Raw genomic sequence first — 24,687 nt, forward strand, 5'->3', positions numbered from 1 at the left:
AGAAAGGGCGGGACGAGAAGTCTCCCACGGTCCGTACTGGCTAGAGTCGGAATCGAGCTTTTAGTCCCGCCCACCCCTTCAAGTCTAAACATACAAGCGAGCTTGCTCGCGATTGCGGTGTGTCATCCAGTGTTGATGCCGGCTGACACGACGCTTTCGCGAGCAAGCCCGCTCCCACATTGGTTTTTCGTTTCATTCAAAAGGAGAGGGCATGCGCGACTACAAGTGGCTGCACGAATACTGTCTGAACCGCTTCGGTTCGGCGGCTGAACTGGAAGCCCATCTGCCCGTTCCCAAGACCCCGGCGCAACTGCGCAAGATCAGCGACGACCGTTACCTCTCGACCATGGCCCTGCGGGTATTTCGTGCCGGGCTCAAGCACAGTCTGGTGGACGCCAAGTGGCCGGCCTTCGAGGAAGTGTTCTTCAAGTTCGACCCGGAAAAGGTCGTGCTGATGAGCGCCGAACACCTTGAGCGGCTGATGCAGGATGCGCGGATCATCCGTCATCTTGGCAAGCTCAAGAGTGTGCCGCGCAATGCGCAGTTCATTCTGGACGTCGAGAAAGACAAGGGCAGTTTCGGCGCGTTGCTCGCTGACTGGCCGGTGACCGACATCGTCGGTTTGTGGACCTATCTGAAAAAGCACGGCCATCAATTGGGCGGGTTGTCGGCGCCACGGTTCTTGCGGATGGTTGGCAAAGACACCTTCGTGCCGAGCTACGACGTGGTCGCGGCGTTGAATGCGCAAAAGATCGTCGACAAGGTGCCGACCAGCCTGCGGGATCTGGCGACGGTGCAGAATGCGTTCAACCAGTGGCACGAAGAAAGCGGTGGTCGGCCGATGAGCCAGATCTCGATGATGCTGGCGTACACCGTCAATCATTGAGTTCAAAGCGATCGTTCCCACGCTCCGCGTGGGAATGCATAAAGAGACGCTCCGCGTCTCAGGGACGCAGAGCGTCCCGGGCGGCATTCCCACGCAGAGCGTGGGAACGATCCCGGCAGACTCGGTGAACTCGGTTAGCTCGGCGATCTGGCGAGCAGTCAGGCGACGGAGACTTCGCCTTCGCCCGCCAGTTTGCGATTCAACTGATACCGCCACCGCACATACAACAGCGCCGAGCAGAACACCGCCAGACTGGCAATCATCTCCAGCACGCCAAACAGCTGTCGGCTCGGGTCATACGCCGCCAGCGCGCCCTTGATGAAATACAGATTCACCACAAAGCACATCCACGAATGCCCGCGTGCGCTACCCATGATCATGCCCGGTGCGAGCACGATCCACGGGATCAGCTCGATCAGCAGAATCACCCACGGCCGTGCGCCATGCAGGTCGGCGAACACCAGGTAATACGCGGCGAGCAGTCCGGCCAGGCCGAAAAAGCACAGCAGACTGATCACCCGCATCGCCCGCACCCGTGGTTCCAGCCACTCGACGGCGGGCAGGACTTTCGGCTTTCTGGCCATCTCAGTTCCCCAGTTTCCGGGCCGTATTGGCCAGGCGTGCACCGAGGGCTCGGCACAGCGCCACTTCGTGCTGATCGAGGCCGCTTTTGCCGTCGGCCCCGGCGTGATGGCTGGCGCCGTACGGCGTGCCGCCGCCCTGGGTTTCCAGCAGCGCCGACTCGCTGTAAGGCAGGCCGGTGATCAGCATGCCGTGGTGCAGCAGCGGCAGCATCATCGACAGCAGGGTGGTTTCCTGACCGCCGTGCAGGCTGGCGGTGGAGGTGAACACTCCGGCCGGTTTGCCAACCAGCGCGCCGGTCAGCCACAGGTTGCTGGTGCCATCGAGGAAGTACTTGAGCGGTGCGGCCATGTTGCCGAAACGGGTCGGGCTGCCGAGGGCCAGGCCGGCGCAATTCTTCAGGTCATCCAAAGTGGCGTACAGCGCGCCTTCATCCGGAATGTCCGGTGCCACGGCTTCGCACTCGGTGGAGATCGCCGGCACGGTGCGCAGGCGCGCTTCGAGGCCGGCCTGCTCGACACCACGGGCAATCTGCCGGGCCATCTCGTTGGTCGAGCCGCTGCGGCTGTAATACAGAACCAGAATGTACGGCGCACTCACGGCAGCAGCTCCAGGATCTGCTCCGGTGGACGGCCGATGACGGCTTTGTCGCCGGCTTCGAGAATCGGTCGCTCCATCAACTTCGGATGTGCCGCGATGGCTTCGATCAATTGTTTCTCGGTGAGACTGGCATCGGCCAGATTCAAGGTCTTGTACTCGTCTTCACCGGTGCGCAGCAGTTGCCGTGCGCTGATGCCCAGCTTGCCGAGCAAGGCCTTGATCTGCGCGGCGTCCAGCGGGGTTTCGAGGTAGCGCACCACGGTCGGCGTCAGGCCACGGGCTTCGAGCAGTTCGAGCGCACCGCGGGATTTCGAGCAGCGCGGGTTGTGATAAAGCGTCAGATCGGTCATGGGCGGGTCGCTTCTTGCGTAGAGTGGCGGCTATTCTAACTGTGCAGCGCGCAATCCAGAACCTTGGGAGGCGATGGGTCGCAGGCGCATTCAATTTTTCACAAGGAACACGACATGACACGGGCACTGGCAGCGGCATTGACGATCATCGGGGCGTTGATGCTGGGGGGCTGCGGTAACGACTACGGCATCGACCAGAACGGGCAGAAAGTGGCGTCCGAGCGCCTCGACAAACAATGGGTCGTGCTCAACTACTGGGCCGAATGGTGCGGCCCGTGCCGCACGGAAATCCCGGAACTCAATCACCTGGCCGATGAGCTCAAGGGCAAGAAGATCGGCGTGTTCGGGGTCAATTTCGACAACGTGCAGGGGGAAGAGCTGAAGAGCGCCAGCGAAAAACTGGGCATCAAGTTCACCGTGTTGGCGCAGGATCCGGCGGACCTGTTCGAACTGCCGCGCAGTGAAGCCTTGCCGGTGACTTACATCATCGACAACAAGGGCAAGGTGCGGGAACAGCTGATGGGCGAGCAGACGGCGGCGGGGGTGATGGCGAAGCTCGAGGCATTGCAGGCGACCAACTGATTCGCCTTGGCTGATCGTCGCTGATCGTTCCCACGCAGAGCGTGGGAACGATCATTCAGTGCAGCAGGATCAGCCTTCTTCCAGCCACCAGCGCAACGGCTTGCCTTCAGCCGGCCAGAAGCGCATCTGCTCGATCGGCGAGATGTCCCAGCGCTCCACGTGCTCCAGGGCCTGGAGGAAGCGTTGCTCCTGCTCCATCAGCGCCGGTGCGCAGAGTTTGCGGGTCTTGCCGATCTTGCCGAAGCTCAGCTTGTCGCCTTCCAGGGTGTACTGCGCGAACCAGTGGTTGCAGCCGCCATTGCCGTACGCCCGGCCATCATCGCCGAGGGTCACGGTCAGGTGGCTGTAGTCCATCAACGGACGCTCGCCAATCCATTCCAGAATGTAGCTGCGGTTCTGTTGCAGTTGCACAGGCTCCGCGGCGCAACCCATCAGGCCGGCGCCGACAGCGGCGGTCAGGGCCAGGTGTTTCATCACACCGGCTCCTGGCATTTCGGGCACAGATGCTTGTCGCCGACGGCTTTCCAGCCCAGCTCCGCAATACGTGCCGTGGCGGCCGGTTTTTCCGCAGGTTTGCCCAGTTTGGCGTCCACCGCGAATTCGAAGCTCAGCTCTTTGGCGCAACTGTCGCAGTTGACCTGCCAGGTGTGGATCGCCAGCTCACCGAACACCGGGCCGGTGGTCATAGCAGTCCATTGACCCGGCGGGTTGATCAGGTGGCGGACAGTGTCGACGGTCAGGCGCATGGACAAGTCCTTGCTGCCTTTAAGGGTCACGACGAGCACGTCGCCGATGCGGATCGAGCCACCGTTGCCGGTGACCTGATAGCGGCCCGGAACCAGGGCGCGGCATTCGGTGAGGGTATGTTGCGGGTTCATCAGGGTGTAGCGGAAATCGTGTTCGACCATGGGTCCTCCAAATATGCGCGACATGCTAGCACGGGCTTGATTGCAGAATGATGCGCGCGTGCGACCTTCGATCCGGTTCAAATCGACACCGCAGTCGTGGCAAACTGCCGCCTTCATTTTCAAGGAACGGAACATGGCGCTGATCGAATGTTATGAATGCAAGCGGAGCATCAGCTCCGAAGCCACGGCGTGCATTCATTGCGGGGCTCCGCTGGCAGAGGCGCAGGCGCCTCAAGCCGAAAAGGGCACATCGACGATTTCCTTTGGCAGCCTGCCGCGTAACAAGGCAGTGCCCGAGGCCTTCGTTCCGCCGCCGACTCCCGAGCGGCCGAAGATCATGCCGGCCGCTGCGGGGCGACGCCGTCGTTCGCAGCCTGTCGAACCGGTGTTGAACCCGGACGGTTCGCGCCCGGTGGAAGGCTGGCTGAAGATCATGGCGTTTCTGATGCCGCTGGTGTTTGTCTGGTTCCTGCTGCGCAACGGCCACTCCCTCAAGCAGCGTTTGCTGGGGTTCGGCTGGCTGGCGCTGTTGATCCTGTGCGTGGCGATTACCCCGACGCCGCCTCCGGTCTGAGTCCGATCGCTCAGCCTTCGACCTGGTTCTGCGGCGTGCCCGCCGCCCAGGTCGCAATGTTGTGCAGGGTGGTCGCGGCAATCGCGCCCAGCGCCTCATGGGTCAGGAACGCCTGATGCGCGGTAACGATCACATTGGGGAACGTCAGCAGCCGCGCCAGCACGTCGTCCTGTAGCGGCAGGTCGGAACGGTCCTCGAAGAACAGCTGCGCTTCCTCTTCATACACATCCAGTCCCAGATAACCGAGCTGGCCGTCCTTCAGGGCGTCGATCAGCGCAGGCGTGTCCACCAGACCGCCACGCCCGGTGTTGATCAGCATCGCCCCCGGTTGCATGTGCGCCAGCGAATCGCGGTTGATCAGGTGTCTGCTCTGTTCGTTGAGCGGGCAGTGCAGGCTGATGATCCGCGACTGCGCCAGCAGATCCGGCAGGCTCAGGTAGCGCGCGCCCAACGCTTCGACGGCAGGGTTAGGATAAGGGTCGTAGGCCAGCAGTTCGCAGCCGAAACCGTGCATGATCTTCGCGAAGGTCGCGCCGATCTGCCCGGTGCCTACGACGCCGACGGTTTTGCCCACCAGATCGAAACCGGTGAGGCCGTGCAGGCTGAAATCGCCTTCGCGGGTGCGGTTGTAGGCACGGTGCAGGCGTCGGTTGAGGGCGAGGATCAACGCCACCGCGTGCTCGGCCACCGCATGGGGCGAGTAGGCCGGTACCCGCACGACGGCCAGCCCGAGGCGTTTGGCGACGGCCAGGTCTACATGGTTGTAACCCGCCGAACGCAAGGCGATCAGGCGTGTCCCGCCGGCCACCAGACGTTCGAGCACCGGGGCGCTGAGGTCATCGTTGATGAATGCGCAAACCACTTCGTGATGCTCGGCCAGCGCTGCGGTATCCAGACTGAGCCGGGCCGGCTGGAAGTGCAGTTCGATCCCGGCCGGGCAGTCGGCGGCGAGGAAACTGTCGCGGTCGTAGGTCTGGCTGCTGAAAACGATCGTGCGCATGAAATCCTCCTGGAGCATCGACGCGGGCAATTCACCCGCGACAACTGTAGCCGCGTCGGCGTTGATCGGTATTGCCGTGGATCAGGCGCTGATCTTCGCCTGGGCTGCCAGACGATTGATCGCCCGGTCCAGCTCGTCCAGCGCGGTCGAGGCCTTGGGATCTTCCTGCTTGAGCAGGGTTTCGCTGCGCTGGCAGGCGGCGCGCAATTGCGGTACACCGCAGTAACGAGTGGCGCCATGCAGGCGGTGCACCCGTTCAAGCAGAGCGTTCTGATCCTGATGGTCGCGGGCGGTGCGGATGGCTTCCCGGTCGGCTTCGAGCGAGGCCAGCAGCATCGCCAGCATGTCCGCCGCCAGATCCGCCTTGCCGGCAGCCAGGCGCAAACCTTCTTCGTGATCGAGAATCGGCAGTTCCTGATTGCCCAGCAGGCTTTCACCGCCTCGGTCCGGCGCCTGATTGCGCAGCGCCAGGCCGGTCCACTTCAGCACGACCTGCGCCAGTTGCCGCTCGCTGATCGGCTTGGTCAGGTAGTCGTCCATGCCGCTTTGCAGCAGCGCGCGTTTTTCATTGGCCATGGCGTGGGCGGTGAGGGCGACGATCGGCAGCGGCGTGCAATGGCGCTCGCTTTCCCACTGGCGAATGGTTTCGGTGCTCTGGCGTCCGTCCATGCCGGGCATCTGCACATCCATCAGCACCAGATCGAAGCTTTCGCTCTGTACCGCCTTGACCGCGGCGTAACCGCTTTCCACGGCCAGCACCTTGGCGCCCATGTCTTCGAGCAGGGTCTGCACCAGCAACAGGTTGGCCGGGTTGTCATCGACACACAGCACTTTCGGCGCGCGGCTCGACAGCGGTTCGCCCGGTTCGCTGCGCGACTGGCGCGGGTTGACCATGTCCGACAGCGCACGACGGAGTTTGCGGGTGCAGGCCGGTTTCGATTGCAGCTGGCTGTGAGGATTGGGCACCGAAAGGTGATAGAGCGTCAGCTCGGTGGTCGGGCACAACACCAGCACCCGGCAACCGAGGTGCTCAAGATCCCAGATATGCTGGTTCAGGCGTTCGGGCGGCATGTCGTTGCTGGTGATGCCGAGCACGGCCAGATCGATGGCCTGATCGGTCTGATGGGCGCCGGTGACGCCGTTGGTCAGGCTTTCCAGGGTATTAAACGGCGTGACGTCGAGGCCGCAGTCTTCCAGTTGATGCTGCAGGGCCTGACGCGCCAGTTCATGGTTTTCCAGTACCGCCACCCGACGCCCGAGCAATGGCGCGGCGGGCAGGTCTTCGGCGTCGTCGCGGGTCTTGGGCAGGTTCAGGCTGATCCAGAATTCCGAGCCTTCGCCCGGCGTGCTGTCGACCCCGATTTCGCCGCCCATCTGTTCGATCAGGCGCTTGGAAATCACCAGCCCCAGACCGGTGCCGCCGGGTTGGCGCGACAGCGAGTTGTCGGCCTGGCTGAAGGCCTGGAACAACGCGCGTACATCCTGGTTCGACAGCCCGATACCGGTGTCCTGAATGCTGATGCGCAACTGCACGCTGTCGTCGTTTTCTTCTTCGAGCATGGCGCGGGCGACGATGGTGCCTTCGCGGGTGAACTTGATCGCGTTGCTCACCAGATTCGTCAGGATCTGCTTGAGGCGCAGCGGATCGCCGACCAGCGACAGCGGCGTGTCGCGGTACACCAGACTCACCAGTTCCAGCTGCTTGGCGTGGGCAGCGGGGGCGAGGATGGTCAGGGTGTCCTGCAACAGGTCGCGCAGGTTGAACGGGATATGGTCGAGCACCAGCTTGCCGGCCTCGATCTTCGAGAAGTCGAGGATCTCGTTGATGATCCCCAGCAGGCTGTCGGCGGATTTTTCGATGGTGCCCAGGTAGTCGAGCTGGCGCGGGGTCAGCTCGCTTTTCTGCAACAGGTGGGTGAAACCCAGAATGCCGTTCAGCGGTGTGCGGATCTCGTGGCTCATGTTGGCGAGGAATTCGGATTTGATCCGGCTCGCTTCCAGCGCTTCCTTGCGGGCCAGGTCCAGTTCGATGTTCTGGATCTCGATGGTTTCCAGGTTCTGGCGCACGTCTTCGGTGGCCTGATCGACGCTGTGCTGCAATTCTTCGCGGGCGTTTTGCAGGGTGCCGGCCATGCGGTTGATGCCGGACGCCAGTTCATCCAGCTCCTGACTGCCCAATGGCGGCAGACGGGTTTCCAGGTGACCGTCCTTGAGCTGCGCGACGGCCTGTTTGATCTGGCTCAGCGGGCGGTTGATCGTGCGGCCCATGCGCAAGGCCAACAAGGCGGCGCCGGCCAGCCCCGCGCCAATCAGCAACAGACTGGCGAACAGGCTTCGGTAGCCGCGCAACAACATGCCGTTGTGCGACAGCTCCAGTTCAACCCAGCCGAGCAGGCGGTCGGATTCTTGCGGGATCAACTCGCCGGCGAGGTTGCGGTGTTTGCCGAAGACCGGCAGCAGATAGCGGGTGGCGTCGTTGCCGCTGCGTCGCAGCAAATGCGCGCTGTCGCCGCTGGGCGCCTGATTGAGCATGGTCGGGCCGGCGTGGGCGAGTGGCGAGCGGTCGGGCGCGAGGAAGGTCACGGCGCGCACGTCCGGTTGTTCGAGGGACTGGGTGGCGATGCGCTCGAGCAGTTCGGCATCGCCGTGGCCCATGGCCGGTGCTACCAGCGGGGCCAGTTGCTCGGCGATCATTTCGCCGCGCTGCATCAATTGGGCTTGCAGGTCGGACTGCTGCGTCCAGGTGAAATACCCGCCCAGCACCAGTGCCATCAGGCTGGTCGGCAACAGGGTCAGCAGCAACACGCGACCTTTGATTCCCAGTTTCTTGAGCACGCCTTTCTCCTGCATCCCGCTGATTGTTGACTCACACGTGCGTCCGGCACGCGGTATCGGCGCAGTGTAGCGATTTGCTCAGGGACGTTGTCGGGAAAAATGATGTCGTTGTTCTTCGCTTGGGCACCTGTCATCTGTCCGACAGGTCAAGCTTGGGTTGCCGGGCGCGGGGCAATCTTGAATAATCGCCCAACTGAGAATTATTTGCAGATAGTCATGACTCCTGTCTCCATTGGCCCACCCCGCATTCTTTCCATCGAAGACGACCCCGTCCTCGGTGCCTATGTCCATGAACATCTGGGCCGCAGCGGCTTTCAGGTCACTTGGTGCCAGAACGGCAGCGAAGGCCTGAGTATCGCCCGGCGCCAGCCGTTCGATGTGGTGTTGATGGACATTCTGTTGCCGGGGCTCGATGGACTGAATGTCCTGACCCAACTGCGTCAGAGCCATTCCACCCCGGTGTTGCTGATGTCGGCCCTCGGTGCCGAGGCCGACCGTATCAGCGGGTTCCGCCTTGGCGCCGACGACTATTTACCCAAACCCTTCAGCATGGCTGAGCTGCATGTGCGCATTGAAGCGATCCTGCGCCGGGTCGCCCTTGATCGTCGCCCGACGGCCGTCGCTGCGGTGGTGCCGGTCGGCGGGCTGCGTTTCGACGACGAGCAGTGCGAGGTGTTCTACCTCGACCAGCCCGCCGGCCTGACCCGCAGCGAATACCGCCTGCTGGAAACCCTCAATCGCAACGACGAGGAAGTGCTGAGCAAGGCCTTCCTTTATCAGCACGTTCTTCAGCGCGGTTATGCGGCCCACGATCGCAGCCTTGATATGCACATCAGCCAGATCCGCCGCAAACTCAAGTCGGTCGGCTACACCGAGCGGGAAGTGCGCACGGTGTGGGGCAAGGGTTACGTTCTGAGTGCCGTCGATGAAAGTGTCTGACCTGCCGGGCCGGCACTCGCTGTTCTGGAAACTCGCCTGCCTGCTGGTGGCGTTCTGTCTGCTGATGATCTGGCTGAGCTGGTCCTGGGGCCGGTACATGGAGCAGCGCAATCAGTTTCTCTCCGATGACGCCCGTCGCACGTTGAGCCGGTATGCCGCCGAGGCCGAGCGCGCCTGGCAGCAGGGCGGGCGCGATGGCATCGACAGTTGGTTGCAAAGCATGGAGCTGCGCGAGGCCGGCTGGGTCGGCGTGATCGGCGGCAATCTACAGTCGCTGGGCAGCCAGCCACTGAACGCTCAGGCGCTGCAGCACCTGACCTTCCTGCGCGGCCTTGACTGGCCGATTCACAAAAAGGGTCGGCCGTGGCTGCGCGTACCGTTCCCCAGTGACCCGACTGCCGGCAGCCTGGTCATCGAGTTGCCCGAGCGATTTCTGCCGGGAAAATACCGGTTGTTCTGGCGGGTCATCACCAACGGGGTGATTCCCGGTCTGTTCACCTTGCTGCTGTGCGTCGGCCTGTATCGCCTGCTGGTGGTGCCGCTGAACAATCTGCGCGAGCAGGCCAATGCCTGGCGTGCCGATCAATTGAATGTGCGGTTGTCGAGCGGCATCACCCAGCGCCCCGATGAACTCGGTGAACTGGCCCGTGCCTTCGATTCGATGTCCGAACGCCTGCAATCCACCGTGGCCCTGCAACAGCAACTGCTGCGCGACCTGTCCCACGAACTGCGCACACCCCTGAGCCGGCTGCGGGTCGCCAGCGAAAGCGAGCAGCAGTTGCAACCGTTGCGCGAGCGCATCGGTCGCGAAGTCGACGTGATGCAGCGGTTGGTAGAGGACACCCTGCAACTGGCCTGGCTCGACACCGAACGCGCACCGTTGCCGGACGAAGCGATCCAGATTCAGGCACTGTGGGAAATGCTCACCGAAAACGCCTGCTACGAAAGCTGCTGGCCGGCCGGGCAGTTGCAGTGCGGCGTTGAAGCGTCCTGCTGGGTACGCGGCAATCTCAACACCCTGGCCCAGGCCCTGGAAAACATTCTGCGCAACGCCATTCGCCATTCGCCACCGGGCGGCATTGTGCGGCTCGAAGGTCGGCGGGATGGCGATTACTGGCATCTGTGGCTGGAGGACGAGGGCGGTGGTGTGGCCGACGCGGATCTTGAGCGGATCTTTTCGCCCTTCATCCGCCTCGACGGCTCGCGGCCGGGGGACGGTGGATTTGGTCTGGGCCTGAGCATCGCGAGGAACGCGGTGCAACGCCAGGGCGGAACCCTGTGGGCCGAGAATGGCCCGTCGGGATTGCGCTTGAATCTGCGCTTGGTGGCGGATGACAGTGCTGTCGCTCCCGACGTCTTCGCTGGCAAGCCAGCTCCCACTTTGGACATGAGTCGCCTGCAGATTGTGTGAACACCACAAAAGTCTCGCCACTGGCGCGACTTTTACTGCTTATTCCAAGAAACCATAAGCACCACACTTTGCGTGATATGGCCTGCGCAGGTTTGCCGGTATGATAGGCGCCCCCGCAGTCCGGATTGCGAAAAAACGCCATGACCTTGCAGTACCCAACCATCGCCGATTGCGTCGGCAACACGCCGCTGGTGCGTTTGCAGCGCCTGCCCGGTGTCACCAGCAACACCCTTTTGCTCAAGCTCGAAGGGAACAACCCGGCGGGTTCGGTCAAGGATCGTCCGGCGCTGTCGATGATCACCCGTGCCGAGTTGCGCGGGCAGATCCACGAAGGCGATACGCTGATCGAAGCGACTTCGGGCAACACCGGGATCGCCCTGGCGATGGCCGCCGCGATCAAGGGTTACAAGATGATCCTGATCATGCCGGACAACTCCAGTGCCGAGCGTAAAGCGGCGATGACCGCGTACGGCGCAGAGCTGATTCTGGTCAGCCAGGAAGAGGGCATGGAAGGCGCTCGCGATCTCGCCCAGCGGATGGAAGCCGAAGGCCGTGGCAAGGTGCTGGATCAGTTCGCCAACGGCGACAATCCTGAAGCGCACTACACCACCACCGGCCCGGAAATCTGGCGTCAGACCCAGGGTTCCATCACCCATTTCGTCAGCTCCATGGGTACCACCGGCACCATCATGGGCGTGTCGCGTTATCTCAAGGAGCAGAACGACAAGGTGCAGATCGTCGGTCTGCAACCGATGGAAGGCTCCGCCATTCCCGGCATCCGCCGCTGGCCGCAGGAATACCTGCCGAAGATCTATCAGGCCGATCGCGTCGACCGCATCGTCGACATGGCGCAAAGCGAGGCCGAAAACGTTACCCGGCGTCTGGCCCGCGAAGAAGGCATCTTCTGCGGCGTGTCCTCGGGCGGTGCGGTGGCAGCGATGCTGCGCCTGTCCAAAGAAGTTGAAAACGCGGTGATCGTTGCGATCATCTGCGACCGTGGCGACCGTTACCTGTCGACCGGCATTTTCGACGCGCCCAACTGATGGCCAAGCACGAGAGAGGCCTGCGCTTCCAGCCCACCGGCGGCAGCAAGGCCCCGCAAATCCCGACCGGCAAAAAGCAGCGCCTGAGCATCGAGCGCCTGGCCAATGACGGTCGCGGCATCGCGTTTTTTGAAGGCAAGACCTGGTTCGTCCTCGGCGCTCTGGCGGGTGAGGAGGTCGAAGCGCGGGTGCTCGGCGCCCACGGCAAAGTGGTCGAGGCGCGTACCGAGCGCGTATTCAGCGCCAGTGAATTGCGTCGTCCCACACCTTGCCAGCATGCCGGCCGTTGCGGCGGTTGCAGCGTCCAGCATCTGCCCCACAACGAACAGCTTGCCCTGAAACAGCGCATGCTCGCCGAGCAGTTGTCGCGAGTCGCCGGTGCCGAGCCCGAGGAGTGGGCGGCGCCGTTGACCGGGCCCGAATTCGGCTACCGTCGCCGTGCCCGGATCGCCGTGCGCTGGGACAGCAAAGCCAAAAAGCTCGAAGTCGGTTTCCGTGCCGCCGGCAGCCAGGACATCGTCGCGATCAGTGAATGCCCGGTGCTGGTACAGCCCTTGCAGCCGATCATGACCCGCTTGCCGGAGATGCTTCGTCGCTTGAGCAAACCTCAGGCGCTGGGGCATGTCGAATTGTTCAGTGGCTCGTCACTCGCTGTTCTGCTGCGTCACATGGCGCCGCTGTCCGAGGCCGACCTGACGATCCTCAAGGATTTCTGCGCATTCCACGAAGCGCAGCTCTGGCTGCATGGCGAAGGCGAGCCGCAGCCGGTAGATGATGCGCAGTCGCTCGGTTACCGCCTGGAACAATGGGACCTGCAACTGGCCTATCGGCCGGGGGATTTCATCCAGGTCAACGCCGGGGTCAACGAGGCCATGGTCGCCCAGGCGCTGGATTGGTTGAAACCGACAGCGGATGAGCGCTTGCTCGACCTGTTCTGCGGTCTCGGCAACTTCGCCCTGCCGCTGGCGAAAGCTGCGCGTGAAGTGGTGGCGGTCGAAGGCGTGCAGACCATGGTCGATCGCGCGGCAGCCAATGCCGCCAGCAACAATTTGCATAACACAAAGTTTTTTCAGGCCGATTTATCCCAGCCTTTGACCGATGCCGAGTGGATCGGAAACGGCTTTTCTGCGGTACTCTTGGACCCACCGCGCGACGGTGCTTTCGAGGTGGTGCGCAAGCTGGCGGCCTTGGGCGCCAAACGGTTGGTGTACGTGTCGTGCAACCCTGCAACTCTGGCGCGCGATACGGTCGAATTGATCAAGCAGGGCTACCGGTTAAAACGTGCCGGGATTCTCGATATGTTTCCTCAGACGGCACATGTCGAGGCCATGGCGTTATTTGAAGCGAGCCAGGATGGCTCGTCTGATCCGACTGGTCGTCCGTAGCGCTCGCCTTGGCCCCGCGAGCGCGAACGGGCATTGACGGTCAGTGATTTGACGCATTGAATCTGCGTCGTAGGGAAGGTAAAGCAAGATGGTACAGGTGAGAGCACACCAGCCGATCAACACTGACGGCAGTATCAATCTCGAGGCTTGGCTCGATCATGCGGTCAGTGTCGATCTGGCACTGGATCGCGAAGCCTTGAAAGAGGCCTGCGAGTTCGCTCGCCAGGCCGAGCAGCAATCCAATGCGGCGAAGAATCTCTGGTCCGAAGGCAGCGGCAGTTTCAGTACCGGCCTCGAGATCGCCGAGATCCTTGCCGACCTCAAGCTCGATCAGGACTCGCTGGTTGCCGCGGTTCTGTATCGCGGCGTACGCGAAGGCCAGATCGAACTCGCGGCGGTCAGCCAGCGCTTCGGCCCGGTGGTCGCCAAGCTGATCGACGGCGTGTTGCGCATGGCGGCAATCAGTGCCAGCCTCAGCCCCCGCCAGTCGATGGTGCTCGGCACTCAGGGCCAGGTGGAAAACCTGCGCAAGATGCTGGTGGCGATGGTCGACGACGTGCGTGTCGCGCTGATCAAACTCGCCGAACGCACCTGCGCGATCCGTGCAGTGAAAACCGCCGACGACGAAAAACGTAACCGGGTCGCCCGGGAAGTGTTCGACATCTATGCGCCGCTCGCGCATCGACTCGGCATCGGCCATATCAAATGGGAACTGGAGGACTTGTCCTTCCGTTACCTGGAACCCGATCAATACAAACAGATCGCCAAGCTGCTGCACGAGCGGCGGCTCGACCGCGAGCGTTTCATCGCCGACGTGATGACCCAGCTCAAGGACGAACTGCAGGCCACCGGCGTCGAAGCCGACATCAGCGGCCGGGCCAAACACATCTATTCGATCTGGCGCAAAATGCAGCGCAAGGGTCTGGAATTCAGCCAGATCTACGACGTGCGTGCGGTGCGCGTGCTGGTGCCGGAAATGCGCGACTGCTACACCGCGCTCGGCATCGTCCACACCCTGTGGCGGCATATCCCGAAAGAATTCGACGACTACATCGCCAACCCGAAAGAGAACGGCTACCGCTCGCTGCACACGGCGGTGATCGGCCCGGAAGGCAAGGTGCTGGAAGTCCAGATCCGGACCCATTCGATGCACGAAGAGGCCGAACTCGGCGTCTGCGCGCACTGGCGCTACAAGGGTACCGACGTCAAGTCCGGCTCGAACCACTACGAAGAGAAAATCTCCTGGTTGCGTCAGGTCCTCGAGTGGCACGAAGAGCTGGGCGACATCGGTGGTCTGGCCGAACAGCTGCGGGTCGATATCGAGCCGGACCGGGTCTACATCTTCACCCCGGACGGTCACGCCATCGACTTGCCGAAGGGCGCGACGCCGCTGGATTTCGCCTACCGCGTGCACACCGAAATCGGTCACAACTGCCGTGGCGCGAAGATCAACGGGCGCATCGTTCCGCTCAACTACAGCCTGCAGACCGGCGAGCAGGTCGAGATCATCACCAGCAAGCACGGCACGCCGAGCCGTGACTGGCTGAACCCGAACCTGGGCTACGTCACCACGTCCCGGGCGCGGGCGAAGATCGTGCACTGGTTCAAGTTGCAGGCGCGCGATCAGAACGTCGCGGCGGGCAAGACCTTGCTCGAACGCGAACTCAGTCGCCTCGGCCTGCCGGCGGTGGATTTCGACAAGCTGGCCGATAAGGCCAACATGAAAACCGCCGAAGACATGTTCGCCGCCCTCGGTGCCGGCGACCTGCGTCTGGCGCAACTGGTCAACCTGGCGCAACAGCTGGTCGAGCCGGAACGCGGCAACGAACAGCTGGAGCTGATTCCACGCAAGGCCACCGGCTACAAGCCGGGCAAGCGCGGCGACATTCAGATCCAGGGCGTCGGCAACCTGATGACCCAGATGGCCGGCTGCTGCCAGCCGTTGCCGGGCGATGCGATCGTCGGTTACATCACCCAGGGCCGTGGCGTGAGCATTCACCGTCAGGACTGCGCCTCGGTGCTGCAACTGGCCGGGCGCGAGCCGGAGCGGATCATCCAGGTCAGCTGGGGCCCGGTGCCGGTGCTCACCTATCCGGTGGACATCGTCATCCGCGCCTACGACCGATCCGGTCTGCTGCGTGACGTCTCGCAGGTGCTGCTCAACGAGCGGATCAACGTGCTGGCGGTCAACACCCGCTCGAACAAGGAGGACAACACCGCGCTGATGTCCCTGACCATCGAGATTCCGGGTCTGGACGCGCTGGGGCGGTTGCTGGGGCGGATTTCCCAGTTGCCGAACATCATCGAAACGCGGCGTAACCGTACCCCGTGAAGATGACTTTGATTGATCGTTCCCCCGCTCTGCGTGGGAATGCCTCTAGGGACGCTCCGCGTCCAGTGACGCGGAGCGTCACGGGCTGCATTCCCACGCGGAGCGGGGGAACGAGCAAGATCGCAGAAAGGGTTGAGTGAGATTTTGTATGTACAGCCTTGAAGACCTGCTGCACCTGATGAACCGTCTGCGCGACCCGCAGTACGGTTGCCCGTGGGACATCAAGCAGACTTACGCGACCATCGTCCCGCACACCCTTGAAGAGGCCTACGAAGTTGCCGACGCCATCGAGCGCGGCGACTTCGACCACTTGCAGGGCGAGTTGGGCGATCTGCTGTTTCAGGTGGTGTATTACAGTCAGCTGGCGCAGGAGGAGGGGCGGTTCGAATTTGCCGGGGTAGTCGACAGCATCACCCGCAAGCTGATCCGTCGCCATCCGCACGTGTTCCCCACTGGCGATCTGTATGCGCCGCTGGACGTGCCGCGTCTGAACGAGGAGCAGGTCAAGCAGCGCTGGGAGGAGATCAAGGCCGAAGAGCGAGCCGAGAAATCCGCCGAGCCGCAGCAACTGTCACTGCTCGACGATGTGCCGGCTGCGTTGCCGGCATTATCCCGCTCGGCCAAGTTGCAGAAGCGCGCAGGGCAGGTCGGTTTTGACTGGCCGGATGCGTTGCCGGTGCTGGACAAGGTCCGTGAAGAGCTCGATGAAGTGCTCGAAGCCATGTCCGAAAATGACCCGCAAGCGGTGGCCGACGAGATCGGCGATCTGCTGTTTTCGGTGGTCAATCTGGCCCGGCACCTGAAGGTCGATCCGGAAACCGCATTGCGTGGCGCCAACGCCAAGTTCGAACGACGTTTCCGTTTTATCGAACAGGCATTGCGCGATACCCACCGACCCATGGAAGATTGCACCCTCGAAGAGTTGGACGCCCTGTGGGGCGAAGCCAAACGTCAGGAAAAGAATTCGCCCAGCTGTGGCTGAGCCGTTGCCCAAGTGAGTAAGCATCAATGAGCCTTTCCCTTCGCGACCAGTTGCTCAAGGCAGGACTGGTCAACCAAAAGCAGGCCAAGCAGGTCAGCAAAGACAAACAGAAACAACAGCGCCTGGCCCACAAAGGCCAGATCGAACTGGACGACTCCCAGCAGCGTGCTGCCCAGGAAGCCATGGCCGAGAAGGTCAAGCGCGACCAGGAGCTGAACCGTCAGCAGCAGGAGAAGGCCGAGGCCAAGGCCCGCGCTGCGCAGGTCAAGCAGTTGATCGAAGTCTCGCGTCTGCCGAAGCTGACCACCGAGGACTACTACAACTTCGTCGACGACAAGAAGGTCAAGCGCATCTCCGTCAACACGCTGATGCGCAACAAGCTCAGCAGCGGCTCGCTGGCGATCGTGCACCATGCCGGCGGCTACGAAGTGATTCCTCGTGAGGCGGCCCTGAAGATCCAGGAGCGCGATCCACAGCGCATCGTGCAGCTCAACGAGAAGGTCGAAGAGGTCAATGCCGAGGACGATCCGTACGCGGCCTATGTGATCCCTGATGATCTGATGTGGTAATCGTGTCCAGTCGGGCTGCGAAGCGGCCCTGAAGCACCCAACAACGACAAACCCCGCTCATGGCGGGGTTTGTCGTTTTCAAAGCTGTGGTTTGATTCAGGCGGATTTCCGATCCCGCTGCTGTTCCTGCAGTTCCAGTTCGGCCTTGTAATTGTGGGCGTCGATCTCGTTGTGGAACATGCCGACCAGCAAGTCTTGTTGATGCACATCCCAGATCCGTACGCCGGCGGCTACGCCTTCATGGGACATGTGTGAATCGTCGCGTTCAGTTACTTTTACAGTCATCTGCTAGCTCCAAATCTCAAGTTATCTGCAGCAAGGCGTGTGCAGGACTCTGTTATAGATTTTGTTAGCCTGCTAAGTAAACGTCCGATTCGTGCAATGTATTCTTGCGAAATCTGCAACAGCGCTGGAGCCCGCAGAAACCGCGACATTCAGTCGCAGGGCGGTAAGTTGCATGACAAACGTTTCATCTTCAGAAGCTCCAAAGTCCCCTGTGGGAGCTGGCTTGCCAGCGATTGCGGAGTGTCAGCCGGCATGGATGTTCGCTGTGCCGACGTTATCGCTGGCAAGCCATCTCCCACGGGGATAAGCGCTTTCCTCCAGGCGAAAAAAACGCCCCGAACCAGTCGGGGCGTTTTCATGTGCGGCTCAGCGGGAGGGAATTACTTGCCTTCCCAACGCTTCAGCACGAGGGTGGCGTTGGTGCCACCGAAGCCGAAGCTGTTGCTCATCACGGTGTTGATGGTGGCGTTCTCGCGGGTCTTGGTCAGCACCGGCAGATCGGCCACTTCAGGGTCCAGTTCGTCGATGTTGGCCGAACCGGCGATGAAGTTGCCTTCCATCATCAGCATGCAGTAGATCGCTTCGTGAACGCCGGCGGCGCCCAGGGAGTGACCCGACAGGCTCTTGGTGGAGCTGATGGCCGGGGCCTTGTCGCCGAACACTTCACGCACACCTTTCATTTCCGCAACGTCGCCGACCGGAGTCGAAGTGCCGTGGGTGTTCAGGTAGTCGATCGGGGTATCGACGGTGGACAGCGCCTGCTGCATGCAGCGGATCGCGCCTTCGCCGCTCGGGGCCACCATGTCGTAGCCGTCGGAAGTCGCGCCGTAGCCAACGATTTCCGCGTAGATTTTCGCGCCACGGGCCAGAGCGTGTTCCAGCTCCTCGACCACTACCATGCCGCCACCGCCAGCGATGACGAAACCGTCACGGTCAGCGTCGTAGGCGCGGGAGGCTTGTTCCGGGGTGTCGTTACGCTTGCTGGACAGGGCGCCCATGGCGTCGAACAGGAACGACTGGCTCCAGTGCTCCTCTTCACCGCCGCCGGCGAACACGATGTCCTGTTTGCCCATCTGGATCTGTTCCATGGCGGTACCGATGCAGTGAGCACTGGTGGCGCAGGCAGAAGCGATGGAGTAGTTCAGGCCCTTGATCTTGAACGGTGTGGCCAAGCAGGCCGAAACGGTGCTGCTCATGGTCCGCGTTACACGGTATGGGCCGACGCGCTTGACGCCTTTCTCGCGCAGGATGTCCAGCGCTTCCATCTGGTTCAGGGTCGACGCGCCGCCGGAACCTGCGATCAGGCCGGTACGCGGGTTGGATACCTGCTCTTCGGTCAGACCGGAGTCAGCGATGGCGTCTTTCATGGCCAGGTAGGCGTAAGCCGCTGCGTGGCCGACGAAGCGATAGATCTTGCGATCGATCAGCTCTTCAAGGTTGAGGTCGATGGAGCCGGAAACCTGGCTACGCAGACCCATTTCGGCGTATTCCGGGTTGAACCGGATGCCAGGGCGGCTTGCACGCAGGTTAGCGGAGACGGTCTCTTTGTCATTGCCCAGGCACGAAACGATGCCCAGACCAGTGATAACGACGCGGCGCATGCGAATAACCCTTAGAAGTTGTCAGTGGAGGTGAACACGCCGACGCGAAGGCCTTCGGCGGTGTAGATTTCGCGACCGTCGACAGTCACCGAACCGTCGGCGATGGCCAGGTTCAGCTTGCCCTTGAGGACGCGCTTGATATGAATGTTGTAGGTGACTTTCTTGGCGGTCGGCAGGACCTGGCCGAAGAATTTCACTTCGCCCGAACCCAGCGCACGGCCACGGCCCGGCAGGCCTTGCCAGCCCAGGAAGAAGCCGACCAATTGCCACATGGCATCCAGACCCAGGCAGCCCGGCATCACCGGATCGCCTTCGAAGTGGCACGCGAAGAACCACAGGTCAGGGTTGATATCCAGCTCGGCGACCAATTCACCTTTGCCGTACTTGCCGCCTTCTTCGCTGATCAGGGTGATGCGATCCACCATCAGCATGTTCGGGGCGGGCAGTTGCGCGTTACCTGGGCCGAACAGCTCACCGCGACTGCAGCGCAGCAGGTCTTCCCGAGTAAAGGCGTTTTGTTTGGTCATGCGAGCTCCTCAATAATCCCATGCGGCAGGTGGGGCAAATCTTCCCGGCCGATCGACGCGTTCATGCCTCGAACCGGCAGCCTACTCATAGACTATTGCGTTGTGGTGAAAGTCACAGCACCAAGGACATGAATGTACACTTGTGCACTGAAATTTTTAATCAAGCCCCTTTTGAGGCTCGTTCGGGTGCCTAAGACTGCCGCACTTTCGCTTTTCACGCCAGTCGCAGATGCTCGAAAGGGCCCCGTTACTGCACCCATCGCTGCAGAATCTGCTGCAGATCATTGCGTTTGAATGGCTTGGCCAGGTAATCGTTCATGCCCGCCGCGAGGCAGTTTTCCCGGTCGCCCTGTAAAGCATTGGCGGTCAGGGCGATGATCGGCACCTGGCCGCAGCCGGGCAGCTGCCGGATCCGCCGGGTCGCTTCGTAACCGTCGATCAGCGGCAAGCGGCAATCCATCAGAATCGCTTCGAAACGGCTGTCCCCGGCACTGCGCACCGCCTGCACGCCATCGGTGGCGACGCTGACGGTAAAGCCCAGGCTGCGCAACATCGCTTCGATCACCGTCTGGTTGACCGGGTTGTCCTCGACCAGCAGCACATTTCGGCCTTCGCCGTGACTTGCACCGTTCAATGTGCGCGGTGCGGCAAGCGCGGGCAGCGCCTGCTTATATAAGGCCAGTGGTATTTCCAGGGTGAACACCGAGCCGCGACCTTCTTCACTCTGGGCGCGCAAGGTGCCGCCCATCCGTTCGGCGAGCGTGCGGGCAATCGGCAGGCCCAGACCGGTGCCGCCATATCGACGGGAAATCGAGCTGTCGGCCTGCTGGAACGCGTTGAACATCAGTTCCAGGCTCTCTGACGAAATGCCGATGCCGCTGTCACGCACCGCGCAGGTGAACCACAGCAATTCGTGATCCAGCGATTGCCATTGCGCCTCGATGCTGACGCGCCCCTGCTCGGTGAACTTCAAGGCATTGCCCACCAGGTTGACCAGAATCTGCCGGATCCGCGTCGGATCGCCCTGTACCTGCAAGTCGTGCATGTCATCGGGGATCCGCAGTTGCAGGGCCAGCCCGCGTTGCGCCGCGCTGTGCTGGAAGGAATGGGCGCAGGCGCCGATCAGGTCGGCGAGGTTGAACGGAATGTGCTCCAGCTCCAGTTCCGAACGCTCGATGCGCGAGAAATCCAGAATGTCGTTGATCACCTTGAGCAAATGCTCGGTGGACTCGGAAGCCAGCGCCGCATACTCGACCTGCTCTTCGGTCATGTCGGTGGTTTCCAGCAATTGCAGCATGCCCAAGACGCCGTTCATCGGTGTGCGCAGTTCATGGCTCATCATCGCCAGGAAATCCGATTTGGCATTGTTGGCTTTCTCCGCCTCTTCGCGGGTCTGGATCAGTTGCGCCATCGCCTGATGCTGCTCGCGGCTGGCCTGTTCCAGCGCCTGGGCCAGGTTGTTGATGTGCTGGGACAGGGCGCCCAGCTCGGTGTCATCGACGATCGGCAGCGGGGTCTTGTAATCGCCGTCCTGAATCGCCTTGACCGCATTGCCGATGTCGCGAATCGGCTGCGACAGACTGCCGGCCAGCCGCCGCGCCAGGACGAACGTGAAGAGCAGGGCGAACAACGCGAGAATCCCGGCCTTGAGCAAAATTTCCTGTTGGCGCTGACTGAACGCGTCATTCGACAGACCGACGATCACCCGTCCCAGATAGTCCTCGCTGGCCACGCCGGGGCTGCTCTTGCCGTCCTGAAAGAAATCATTGTGCAAGGCGATGCGTTGCAGCCGCACCGGCGCCTGGAACACCTCGACCTGATGCGGACGATTGTGCGCATCCGCCGGCTGTTCGACGTAAGAGAGAATCCGATTGGCGCTGTCCTGCACTTCCAGAAACCGCACGTTCGGCGTGGCCAGCGTGGCCTTGAGCAGGCTTTCCAGCACTTCGTTGTTGCCGGAAATCACCCCGTACTCGGTGGCCGGTGCGAGCTGGTTGGCGATCAACTGGCCGGTGTGATTCAGCTCCTGACGCAAATCCTGAATGCGCACGAAGGTGAAAAAGCTGATCAGCAGCAAGGTCAGCAACAGCGCAGGGCCCAGGCTGATCAACTGGGTGCGGGTGTTGATGTCCCAACGGCGGAAAATCATGGGCGGCGCTCTCCTTCGGCCAGCTCTGCGGCGACAGACGCTTCATTGATCGGTTCTATCCCTAGGGAACGAGCCACCTGCGCATTACTTGAGACTTTAAAACGCCCGGGGTAGAGCGTGCGCGGCCAGGTGGCCGGAGGCCGGTCGAGCAATTCGTCGAGGACGGCCAGCCAGTCGTTCTGATCGCTGTAGGTACTGGCCAGGCTGCCGGCACGGACGAACGCGATATTCGGCCCGACCAGCGCCAGTTGCCGAGAGTAACTGCTGAGCAACAGATTTTTTGCGGTTTTCGGGTTGTACAGATCGGGATCGTCGAGGCCCAGCAAGACGTCGCTGTTTTTTAGCACGGTCTGCAAGGGGCGGCTGTCGTGAGTGTTATCCCAGCGTTGCGGGACGATTTGCAGACTCAGCGGCTGGGCGGCCGATTGCAGCTCCTTGAGCAGAAACTCACTGTGCTGGTCGAACAGCACCCCGACGCGTGCGGCCTGGGGCAGAATCCGCCGGATCAATTGCAACTGACGACTCAGCGGTGGATCGGCCCACAGCAGGCTCAAGTGGGGTGGTTGTGCTTCGCCGAAGCGTTGCCGGGCCTGCAAACGGCTGATACGCAGAACCAAAGTTGCCGGCCCTTGGCTTTCCTGCATGCGCCAGTCGAGACTCGGCAGATCCAGCAGGATCAGGCGCAGGCTCGACGGCAGCTTGCCCGGCGCCGGCAGGCTGGCCAGTGGCTGGAAATGTACGCGGTCGGTCGGGCGCAGTTCGCTCAGGGCCTGGACGAAGGACTGCACGCCGGGGCTTTCTTCGGCGCCAGTCAGCAGAATGTCGGCCGCCTGCACCGCCACGCCATGCAGCCATGCTGTCAGGAACAGACACAGCCCGGCCAGCCATTGGCCGAGCGTTGGCATCTTCCGTGACATGGCGTAACGCATCTAGAACTCCAGCTCGGCGCTGAAATACACCACGCGGCGTTCGTCGTAATTGTTGTCGACGAAGGTGGTCGGCTCATGATCGAGGCGTTGCTGCAGCACCCCGGCCAGTTGCAGTTGGGCCTTGCCCAGGGCGATGTGTTTGGCGATCCGCGTATCGACCCGCTCGAAGCGGTAACCGTTGAGCGCGTTGTCACCGTAATAGAAAAGGGCACTGTTCCAGCCGTGGCCCCAATCGCGCAGCCAGCCCGCCGAGCCGCTGTTGCGTGCGGTGAACTGCTGATCCAGCGGATTGCTCGCCTCGGCGTCGACGAAGGCGTAGGTCAGGCGCAAGCGGTCGGCCGCACTCAGGCGCCAGTCCAGTTGCGTTTCGGTGCCGCGAAAGCGCGAATCGTTGGCATTGCTGGCGATGTACTGATTGTTGCGCAGCGGTTCGCTGATCATCCCGGTGATTTCGTCGTAGAACAGCTTTACGTCCAGCGCCAGGCCCCACTCCGGGAAGTAGCCGTTGTAGCCCAGCTCCCGCGAGCGCATGTGCTCCTGGTCCAGATCGCCGGGGCCCCTGGTCTTGACGAAGTAGCGGGCCGAAGACTGGCCATAGGCGGCGGGCCGCAGGTTGGTCACCTGATAACTCCAGTTGACGTTGTTCTCGAACATGTCCGGCGAACGGATGGCCTCTGAATACACCGCGCGCAGGCTGTGGCGTGGATTGATCAGGTAATTGACCGCAAACCGGGGCGTCAATGAGCTGCCGATCAATTGCGTGTCTTCGAACATGGCGCCGCCCTGTAGCAGCCAGTGTTCGCTGGCGCGCCATTCGAGTTGGCCGAAGGCGCGCCAGGTGGTGTCGTCCAGCGTGCCGTTGAAATAGGTCTCGGAATCGGCCCGGTCGTAACGATAGTTCAGGCCGCTGACCAGGCGCAGGCTATCGGACAGGCTGAGGGTGTCCTGCAACTCCAGGTCGTAACGCGATTCCCGGGCACTCTGGTCGATGTCGCCACACAGGGTCTGGCGCGCACCGTTGCGCCACTGGTCCAGCACCTGATTGGCCAGGGTCATTTCCTGCGGCGTGCCGGCGGGTGCGCCGGGGCCGGTGAACAGCGTCATGTTGCGGGCCAGACGTTCGGTGTAGTTCGGGTTGAGCTGCCACAGCTCCGTCAGCTGCGGGCTGAACGACACTTCGGCGTCACAGGCGCGCCAGGTCTGCTGGCGATCCCAGTGTTGCGCCGAGCCTTGCACGTAAAGGCTGTGATCGGGATTGAGATCCAGATTCCAGCGCACCGAACCGGCGTAGTCCTTGGCAACCACGTCGGAATTGTTCCCGGCAGCAGTAATCCCGGAGAACACCGGGCGGTAGGTGTAAGGCCGCTGATTGGTCCCGTCTTTGGCGTTGATCTGCCAGTCCAGGCTCTGGTTGTCGCTCAGGGTCTGGCTGACGGCGAGACTGAAGCGGTTCAAGCGGCGGTTGTCGCGGTAATCGGCGCCGGTGCGGTCGCTGTCGAAGCCGTCGTCTTCCTGGCCGGACAGTGACAGACGCAGATCGCCGCCATTCCAGCCGATGCTCTGGCTGGCATAGAAGTCGTTGATGCCGCGTTGGCCGCGCGTCAGCTTCAGTCGCGTGCCATGGCTGTCAGCGGGATTGCGGGTAATGATATTGACCACCGCCATCAGCGCGTTGGCGCCGTAGCTGACGGTGTTCGGGCCGCGAAAGACTTCGATGCGCTCGATATCTTCCATGGCCACCGGAATGTCGCTCCAGTCCACCGTCGCGAGACCGGCGCGGTACACCGAGCGGCCGTCGATCAACACCTGCATGCGCCGGGCTTCGCTGGCGTTGGTCCCGTGATAGTTCACCGCCGCCTGATTGCCGCTGATGTTGCCGACCATCATCCCCGGCACCAGGCGCAGCAGTTCGCTGATGTCCCGGGCGCCACTGGCGCTGATCAGTTCGCTGTCGAGCACGGTCATGCTGCCGGGGACTTCCGCCGGCGACTGTTTCAGCCGCGTGGCGGTCAGGATCTGCGGCAAGGCCTCACTGTCGACAAACAGGTCGTCCGCCAGCAGCACCGGGCTGAACAGCAGCGCCAGCAGCAGGGACGAACGCGGAGAAGGGGGGCCAGAAAACACGACGCAGCCTTGATAGCAAAGAATTGGCGCGCATGTTAACCGAGGTCGACGACTTTTCCAGTCACGTTGCAGGCATTTTCCTCGGTTTTATTGG

General features: G+C 62.1%; 23 protein-coding genes. 10 read left to right on the plus strand and 13 right to left on the minus strand.

From position 1 onward, the window contains the following. Positions 1-211 precede the first annotated feature (211 nt). Complete coding sequence (locus CAF77_RS27995; RefSeq protein WP_064383569.1) at positions 212-886, plus strand: DNA-3-methyladenine glycosylase I; 675 nt, start codon at positions 212-214, stop codon at positions 884-886. A 158-nt stretch (positions 887-1,044) separates the two neighbouring features. Here CAF77_RS27995 and CAF77_RS28000 read toward each other — a convergent pair whose 3' ends face one another. Genes CAF77_RS28000 through arsC form a run of 3 tightly spaced genes read right to left on the minus strand, consistent with a single transcriptional unit; the run spans position 1,045 to position 2,418 of the window. Further along, positions 1,045-1,470, minus strand: coding sequence for a DUF2069 domain-containing protein (locus CAF77_RS28000; protein ID WP_011335491.1), 426 nt, complete (start codon positions 1,468-1,470; stop codon positions 1,045-1,047). Position 1,471: 1 nt separating this feature from the next. Next, the gene (gene wrbA, locus CAF77_RS28005; RefSeq protein ID WP_011335490.1) at positions 1,472-2,068 is read right to left on the minus strand and encodes an NAD(P)H:quinone oxidoreductase; all 597 of its coding nucleotides are present in this window, start codon (positions 2,066-2,068) and stop codon (positions 1,472-1,474) included. Next, a complete protein-coding gene (gene arsC, locus CAF77_RS28010; protein ID WP_064383567.1) occupies positions 2,065-2,418 on the minus strand; it encodes an arsenate reductase (glutaredoxin) in 354 nt (117 codons plus the stop codon). Before arsC ends, wrbA begins: the two co-directional genes overlap by 4 nt. Positions 2,419-2,532: 114 nt before the next feature. On the opposite strand from arsC, the gene CAF77_RS28015 reads away from it, so the two are divergent. Continuing rightward, on the plus strand, positions 2,533-3,000 hold the full coding sequence (locus CAF77_RS28015; protein ID WP_064383565.1) for a TlpA disulfide reductase family protein: 468 nt from the start codon (positions 2,533-2,535) through the stop codon (positions 2,998-3,000). Positions 3,001-3,069: 69 nt separating this feature from the next. Here the strand turns inward: CAF77_RS28015 and CAF77_RS28020 are convergent, their stop codons facing one another. Together CAF77_RS28020 and CAF77_RS28025 are read right to left on the minus strand one after the other, a co-directional pair. Further along, positions 3,070-3,474, minus strand: a complete 405-nt coding sequence (locus CAF77_RS28020; protein WP_085655753.1) for an META domain-containing protein — start codon at positions 3,472-3,474, stop codon at positions 3,070-3,072. Then, complete coding sequence (locus CAF77_RS28025) at positions 3,474-3,908, minus strand: hypothetical protein (RefSeq protein ID WP_085655754.1); 435 nt, start codon at positions 3,906-3,908, stop codon at positions 3,474-3,476. The genes CAF77_RS28020 and CAF77_RS28025 overlap by 1 nt, the downstream gene beginning before the upstream one ends. A 133-nt stretch (positions 3,909-4,041) precedes the next feature. Here CAF77_RS28025 and CAF77_RS28030 point away from each other — a divergent pair, with 133 nt between their 5' ends. Further along, positions 4,042-4,482 carry a hypothetical protein gene (locus tag CAF77_RS28030; RefSeq protein WP_085655766.1) on the plus strand — a complete coding sequence of 147 codons (441 nt, stop codon included), beginning with the start codon at positions 4,042-4,044 and terminating at the stop codon, positions 4,480-4,482. Between the two features lie 10 nt (positions 4,483-4,492). Here the strand turns inward: CAF77_RS28030 and CAF77_RS28035 are convergent, their stop codons facing one another. Beyond that, positions 4,493-5,482 (minus strand): 2-hydroxyacid dehydrogenase, encoded by a 990-nt coding sequence (locus CAF77_RS28035; protein WP_085655755.1) that lies wholly within the window; start codon positions 5,480-5,482, stop codon positions 4,493-4,495. 81 nt (positions 5,483-5,563) lie between these two features. Then, positions 5,564-8,317, minus strand: a complete 2,754-nt coding sequence (locus tag CAF77_RS28040; protein WP_085655756.1) for a response regulator — start codon at positions 8,315-8,317, stop codon at positions 5,564-5,566. A 216-nt stretch (positions 8,318-8,533) separates the two neighbouring features. On the opposite strand from CAF77_RS28040, the gene CAF77_RS28045 reads away from it, so the two are divergent. The 7 genes from CAF77_RS28045 to CAF77_RS28075 all read left to right on the plus strand — a co-directional run bounded on the left by CAF77_RS28045 (position 8,534) and on the right by CAF77_RS28075 (position 16,978). Next, positions 8,534-9,256, plus strand: a complete 723-nt coding sequence (locus tag CAF77_RS28045; RefSeq protein WP_085655757.1) for a response regulator transcription factor — start codon at positions 8,534-8,536, stop codon at positions 9,254-9,256. Beyond that, positions 9,243-10,667 (plus strand): sensor histidine kinase, encoded by a 1,425-nt coding sequence (locus CAF77_RS28050; protein WP_085655758.1) that lies wholly within the window; start codon positions 9,243-9,245, stop codon positions 10,665-10,667. The genes CAF77_RS28045 and CAF77_RS28050 overlap by 14 nt, the downstream gene beginning before the upstream one ends. Before the next feature lie 140 nt (positions 10,668-10,807). Beyond that, positions 10,808-11,710 carry a cysteine synthase CysM gene (gene cysM / locus CAF77_RS28055; protein ID WP_064383555.1) on the plus strand — a complete coding sequence of 301 codons (903 nt, stop codon included), beginning with the start codon at positions 10,808-10,810 and terminating at the stop codon, positions 11,708-11,710. Further along, on the plus strand, positions 11,710-13,095 hold the full coding sequence (rlmD, locus tag CAF77_RS28060) for a 23S rRNA (uracil(1939)-C(5))-methyltransferase RlmD (RefSeq protein WP_085655759.1): 1,386 nt from the start codon (positions 11,710-11,712) through the stop codon (positions 13,093-13,095). The genes cysM and rlmD overlap by 1 nt, the downstream gene beginning before the upstream one ends. Before the next feature lie 88 nt (positions 13,096-13,183). Beyond that, a complete protein-coding gene (gene relA, locus CAF77_RS28065) occupies positions 13,184-15,427 on the plus strand; it encodes a GTP diphosphokinase (RefSeq protein ID WP_064383551.1) in 2,244 nt (747 codons plus the stop codon). 148 nt (positions 15,428-15,575) lie between these two features. Then, positions 15,576-16,409: a nucleoside triphosphate pyrophosphohydrolase gene (mazG, locus tag CAF77_RS28070; protein ID WP_085655760.1), complete on the plus strand. Its 834-nt coding sequence runs from the start codon at positions 15,576-15,578 to the stop codon at positions 16,407-16,409. Positions 16,410-16,435: 26 nt separating this feature from the next. Next, complete coding sequence (locus CAF77_RS28075) at positions 16,436-16,978, plus strand: DUF2058 domain-containing protein (RefSeq protein ID WP_011335479.1); 543 nt, start codon at positions 16,436-16,438, stop codon at positions 16,976-16,978. Positions 16,979-17,074: 96 nt separating this feature from the next. On the opposite strand, the gene CAF77_RS28080 is transcribed toward CAF77_RS28075, so the two are convergent. From CAF77_RS28080 to CAF77_RS28105, 6 genes are all read right to left on the minus strand, one after another. Next, on the minus strand, positions 17,075-17,263 hold the full coding sequence (locus tag CAF77_RS28080; protein ID WP_039772867.1) for a hypothetical protein: 189 nt from the start codon (positions 17,261-17,263) through the stop codon (positions 17,075-17,077). A 380-nt stretch (positions 17,264-17,643) separates the two neighbouring features. After that, the gene (fabB, locus tag CAF77_RS28085; protein ID WP_007957797.1) at positions 17,644-18,864 is read right to left on the minus strand and encodes a beta-ketoacyl-ACP synthase I; all 1,221 of its coding nucleotides are present in this window, start codon (positions 18,862-18,864) and stop codon (positions 17,644-17,646) included. 11 nt (positions 18,865-18,875) lie between these two features. Continuing rightward, complete coding sequence (gene fabA / locus CAF77_RS28090; RefSeq protein WP_003227150.1) at positions 18,876-19,391, minus strand: 3-hydroxyacyl-[acyl-carrier-protein] dehydratase FabA; 516 nt, start codon at positions 19,389-19,391, stop codon at positions 18,876-18,878. Between the two features lie 247 nt (positions 19,392-19,638). Then, positions 19,639-21,540, minus strand: a complete 1,902-nt coding sequence (locus CAF77_RS28095) for an ATP-binding protein (protein ID WP_064383549.1) — start codon at positions 21,538-21,540, stop codon at positions 19,639-19,641. Next, positions 21,537-22,469, minus strand: coding sequence for a hypothetical protein (locus CAF77_RS28100; protein WP_064383548.1), 933 nt, complete (start codon positions 22,467-22,469; stop codon positions 21,537-21,539). The genes CAF77_RS28095 and CAF77_RS28100 overlap by 4 nt, the downstream gene beginning before the upstream one ends. After that, entirely contained in the window at positions 22,470-24,593 is a 2,124-nt protein-coding gene (locus tag CAF77_RS28105) for a TonB-dependent siderophore receptor (protein ID WP_085655761.1), read from the minus strand. Positions 24,594-24,687: the final 94 nt, after the last annotated feature.

The organism is Pseudomonas sp. R15(2017) (assembly GCF_002112685.1).
In the GTDB taxonomy this organism is placed as follows: domain Bacteria; phylum Pseudomonadota; class Gammaproteobacteria; order Pseudomonadales; family Pseudomonadaceae; genus Aquipseudomonas; species Aquipseudomonas glycinae.

Coding starts and splice junctions, on each gene's coding strand:
- CAF77_RS27995 (WP_064383569.1), top strand. CDS start 212: ATGCGCGACTACAAGTGGCTGCACGAATACTGTCTGAACCGCTTCGGT.
- CAF77_RS28000 (WP_011335491.1), bottom strand. CDS start 1,470: ATGGCCAGAAAGCCGAAAGTCCTGCCCGCCGTCGAGTGGCTGGAACCA.
- arsC (WP_064383567.1), bottom strand. CDS start 2,418: ATGACCGATCTGACGCTTTATCACAACCCGCGCTGCTCGAAATCCCGC.
- CAF77_RS28015 (WP_064383565.1), top strand. CDS start 2,533: ATGACACGGGCACTGGCAGCGGCATTGACGATCATCGGGGCGTTGATG.
- CAF77_RS28020 (WP_085655753.1), bottom strand. CDS start 3,474: ATGAAACACCTGGCCCTGACCGCCGCTGTCGGCGCCGGCCTGATGGGT.
- CAF77_RS28025 (WP_085655754.1), bottom strand. CDS start 3,908: ATGGTCGAACACGATTTCCGCTACACCCTGATGAACCCGCAACATACC.
- CAF77_RS28030 (WP_085655766.1), top strand. CDS start 4,042: ATGGCGCTGATCGAATGTTATGAATGCAAGCGGAGCATCAGCTCCGAA.
- CAF77_RS28035 (WP_085655755.1), bottom strand. CDS start 5,482: ATGCGCACGATCGTTTTCAGCAGCCAGACCTACGACCGCGACAGTTTC.
- CAF77_RS28045 (WP_085655757.1), top strand. CDS start 8,534: ATGACTCCTGTCTCCATTGGCCCACCCCGCATTCTTTCCATCGAAGAC.
- CAF77_RS28050 (WP_085655758.1), top strand. CDS start 9,243: ATGAAAGTGTCTGACCTGCCGGGCCGGCACTCGCTGTTCTGGAAACTC.
- cysM (WP_064383555.1), top strand. CDS start 10,808: ATGACCTTGCAGTACCCAACCATCGCCGATTGCGTCGGCAACACGCCG.
- rlmD (WP_085655759.1), top strand. CDS start 11,710: ATGGCCAAGCACGAGAGAGGCCTGCGCTTCCAGCCCACCGGCGGCAGC.
- relA (WP_064383551.1), top strand. CDS start 13,184: ATGGTACAGGTGAGAGCACACCAGCCGATCAACACTGACGGCAGTATC.
- mazG (WP_085655760.1), top strand. CDS start 15,576: ATGTACAGCCTTGAAGACCTGCTGCACCTGATGAACCGTCTGCGCGAC.
- CAF77_RS28075 (WP_011335479.1), top strand. CDS start 16,436: ATGAGCCTTTCCCTTCGCGACCAGTTGCTCAAGGCAGGACTGGTCAAC.
- CAF77_RS28080 (WP_039772867.1), bottom strand. CDS start 17,263: ATGACTGTAAAAGTAACTGAACGCGACGATTCACACATGTCCCATGAA.
- fabB (WP_007957797.1), bottom strand. CDS start 18,864: ATGCGCCGCGTCGTTATCACTGGTCTGGGCATCGTTTCGTGCCTGGGC.
- fabA (WP_003227150.1), bottom strand. CDS start 19,391: ATGACCAAACAAAACGCCTTTACTCGGGAAGACCTGCTGCGCTGCAGT.
- CAF77_RS28095 (WP_064383549.1), bottom strand. CDS start 21,540: ATGATTTTCCGCCGTTGGGACATCAACACCCGCACCCAGTTGATCAGC.
- CAF77_RS28100 (WP_064383548.1), bottom strand. CDS start 22,469: ATGCGTTACGCCATGTCACGGAAGATGCCAACGCTCGGCCAATGGCTG.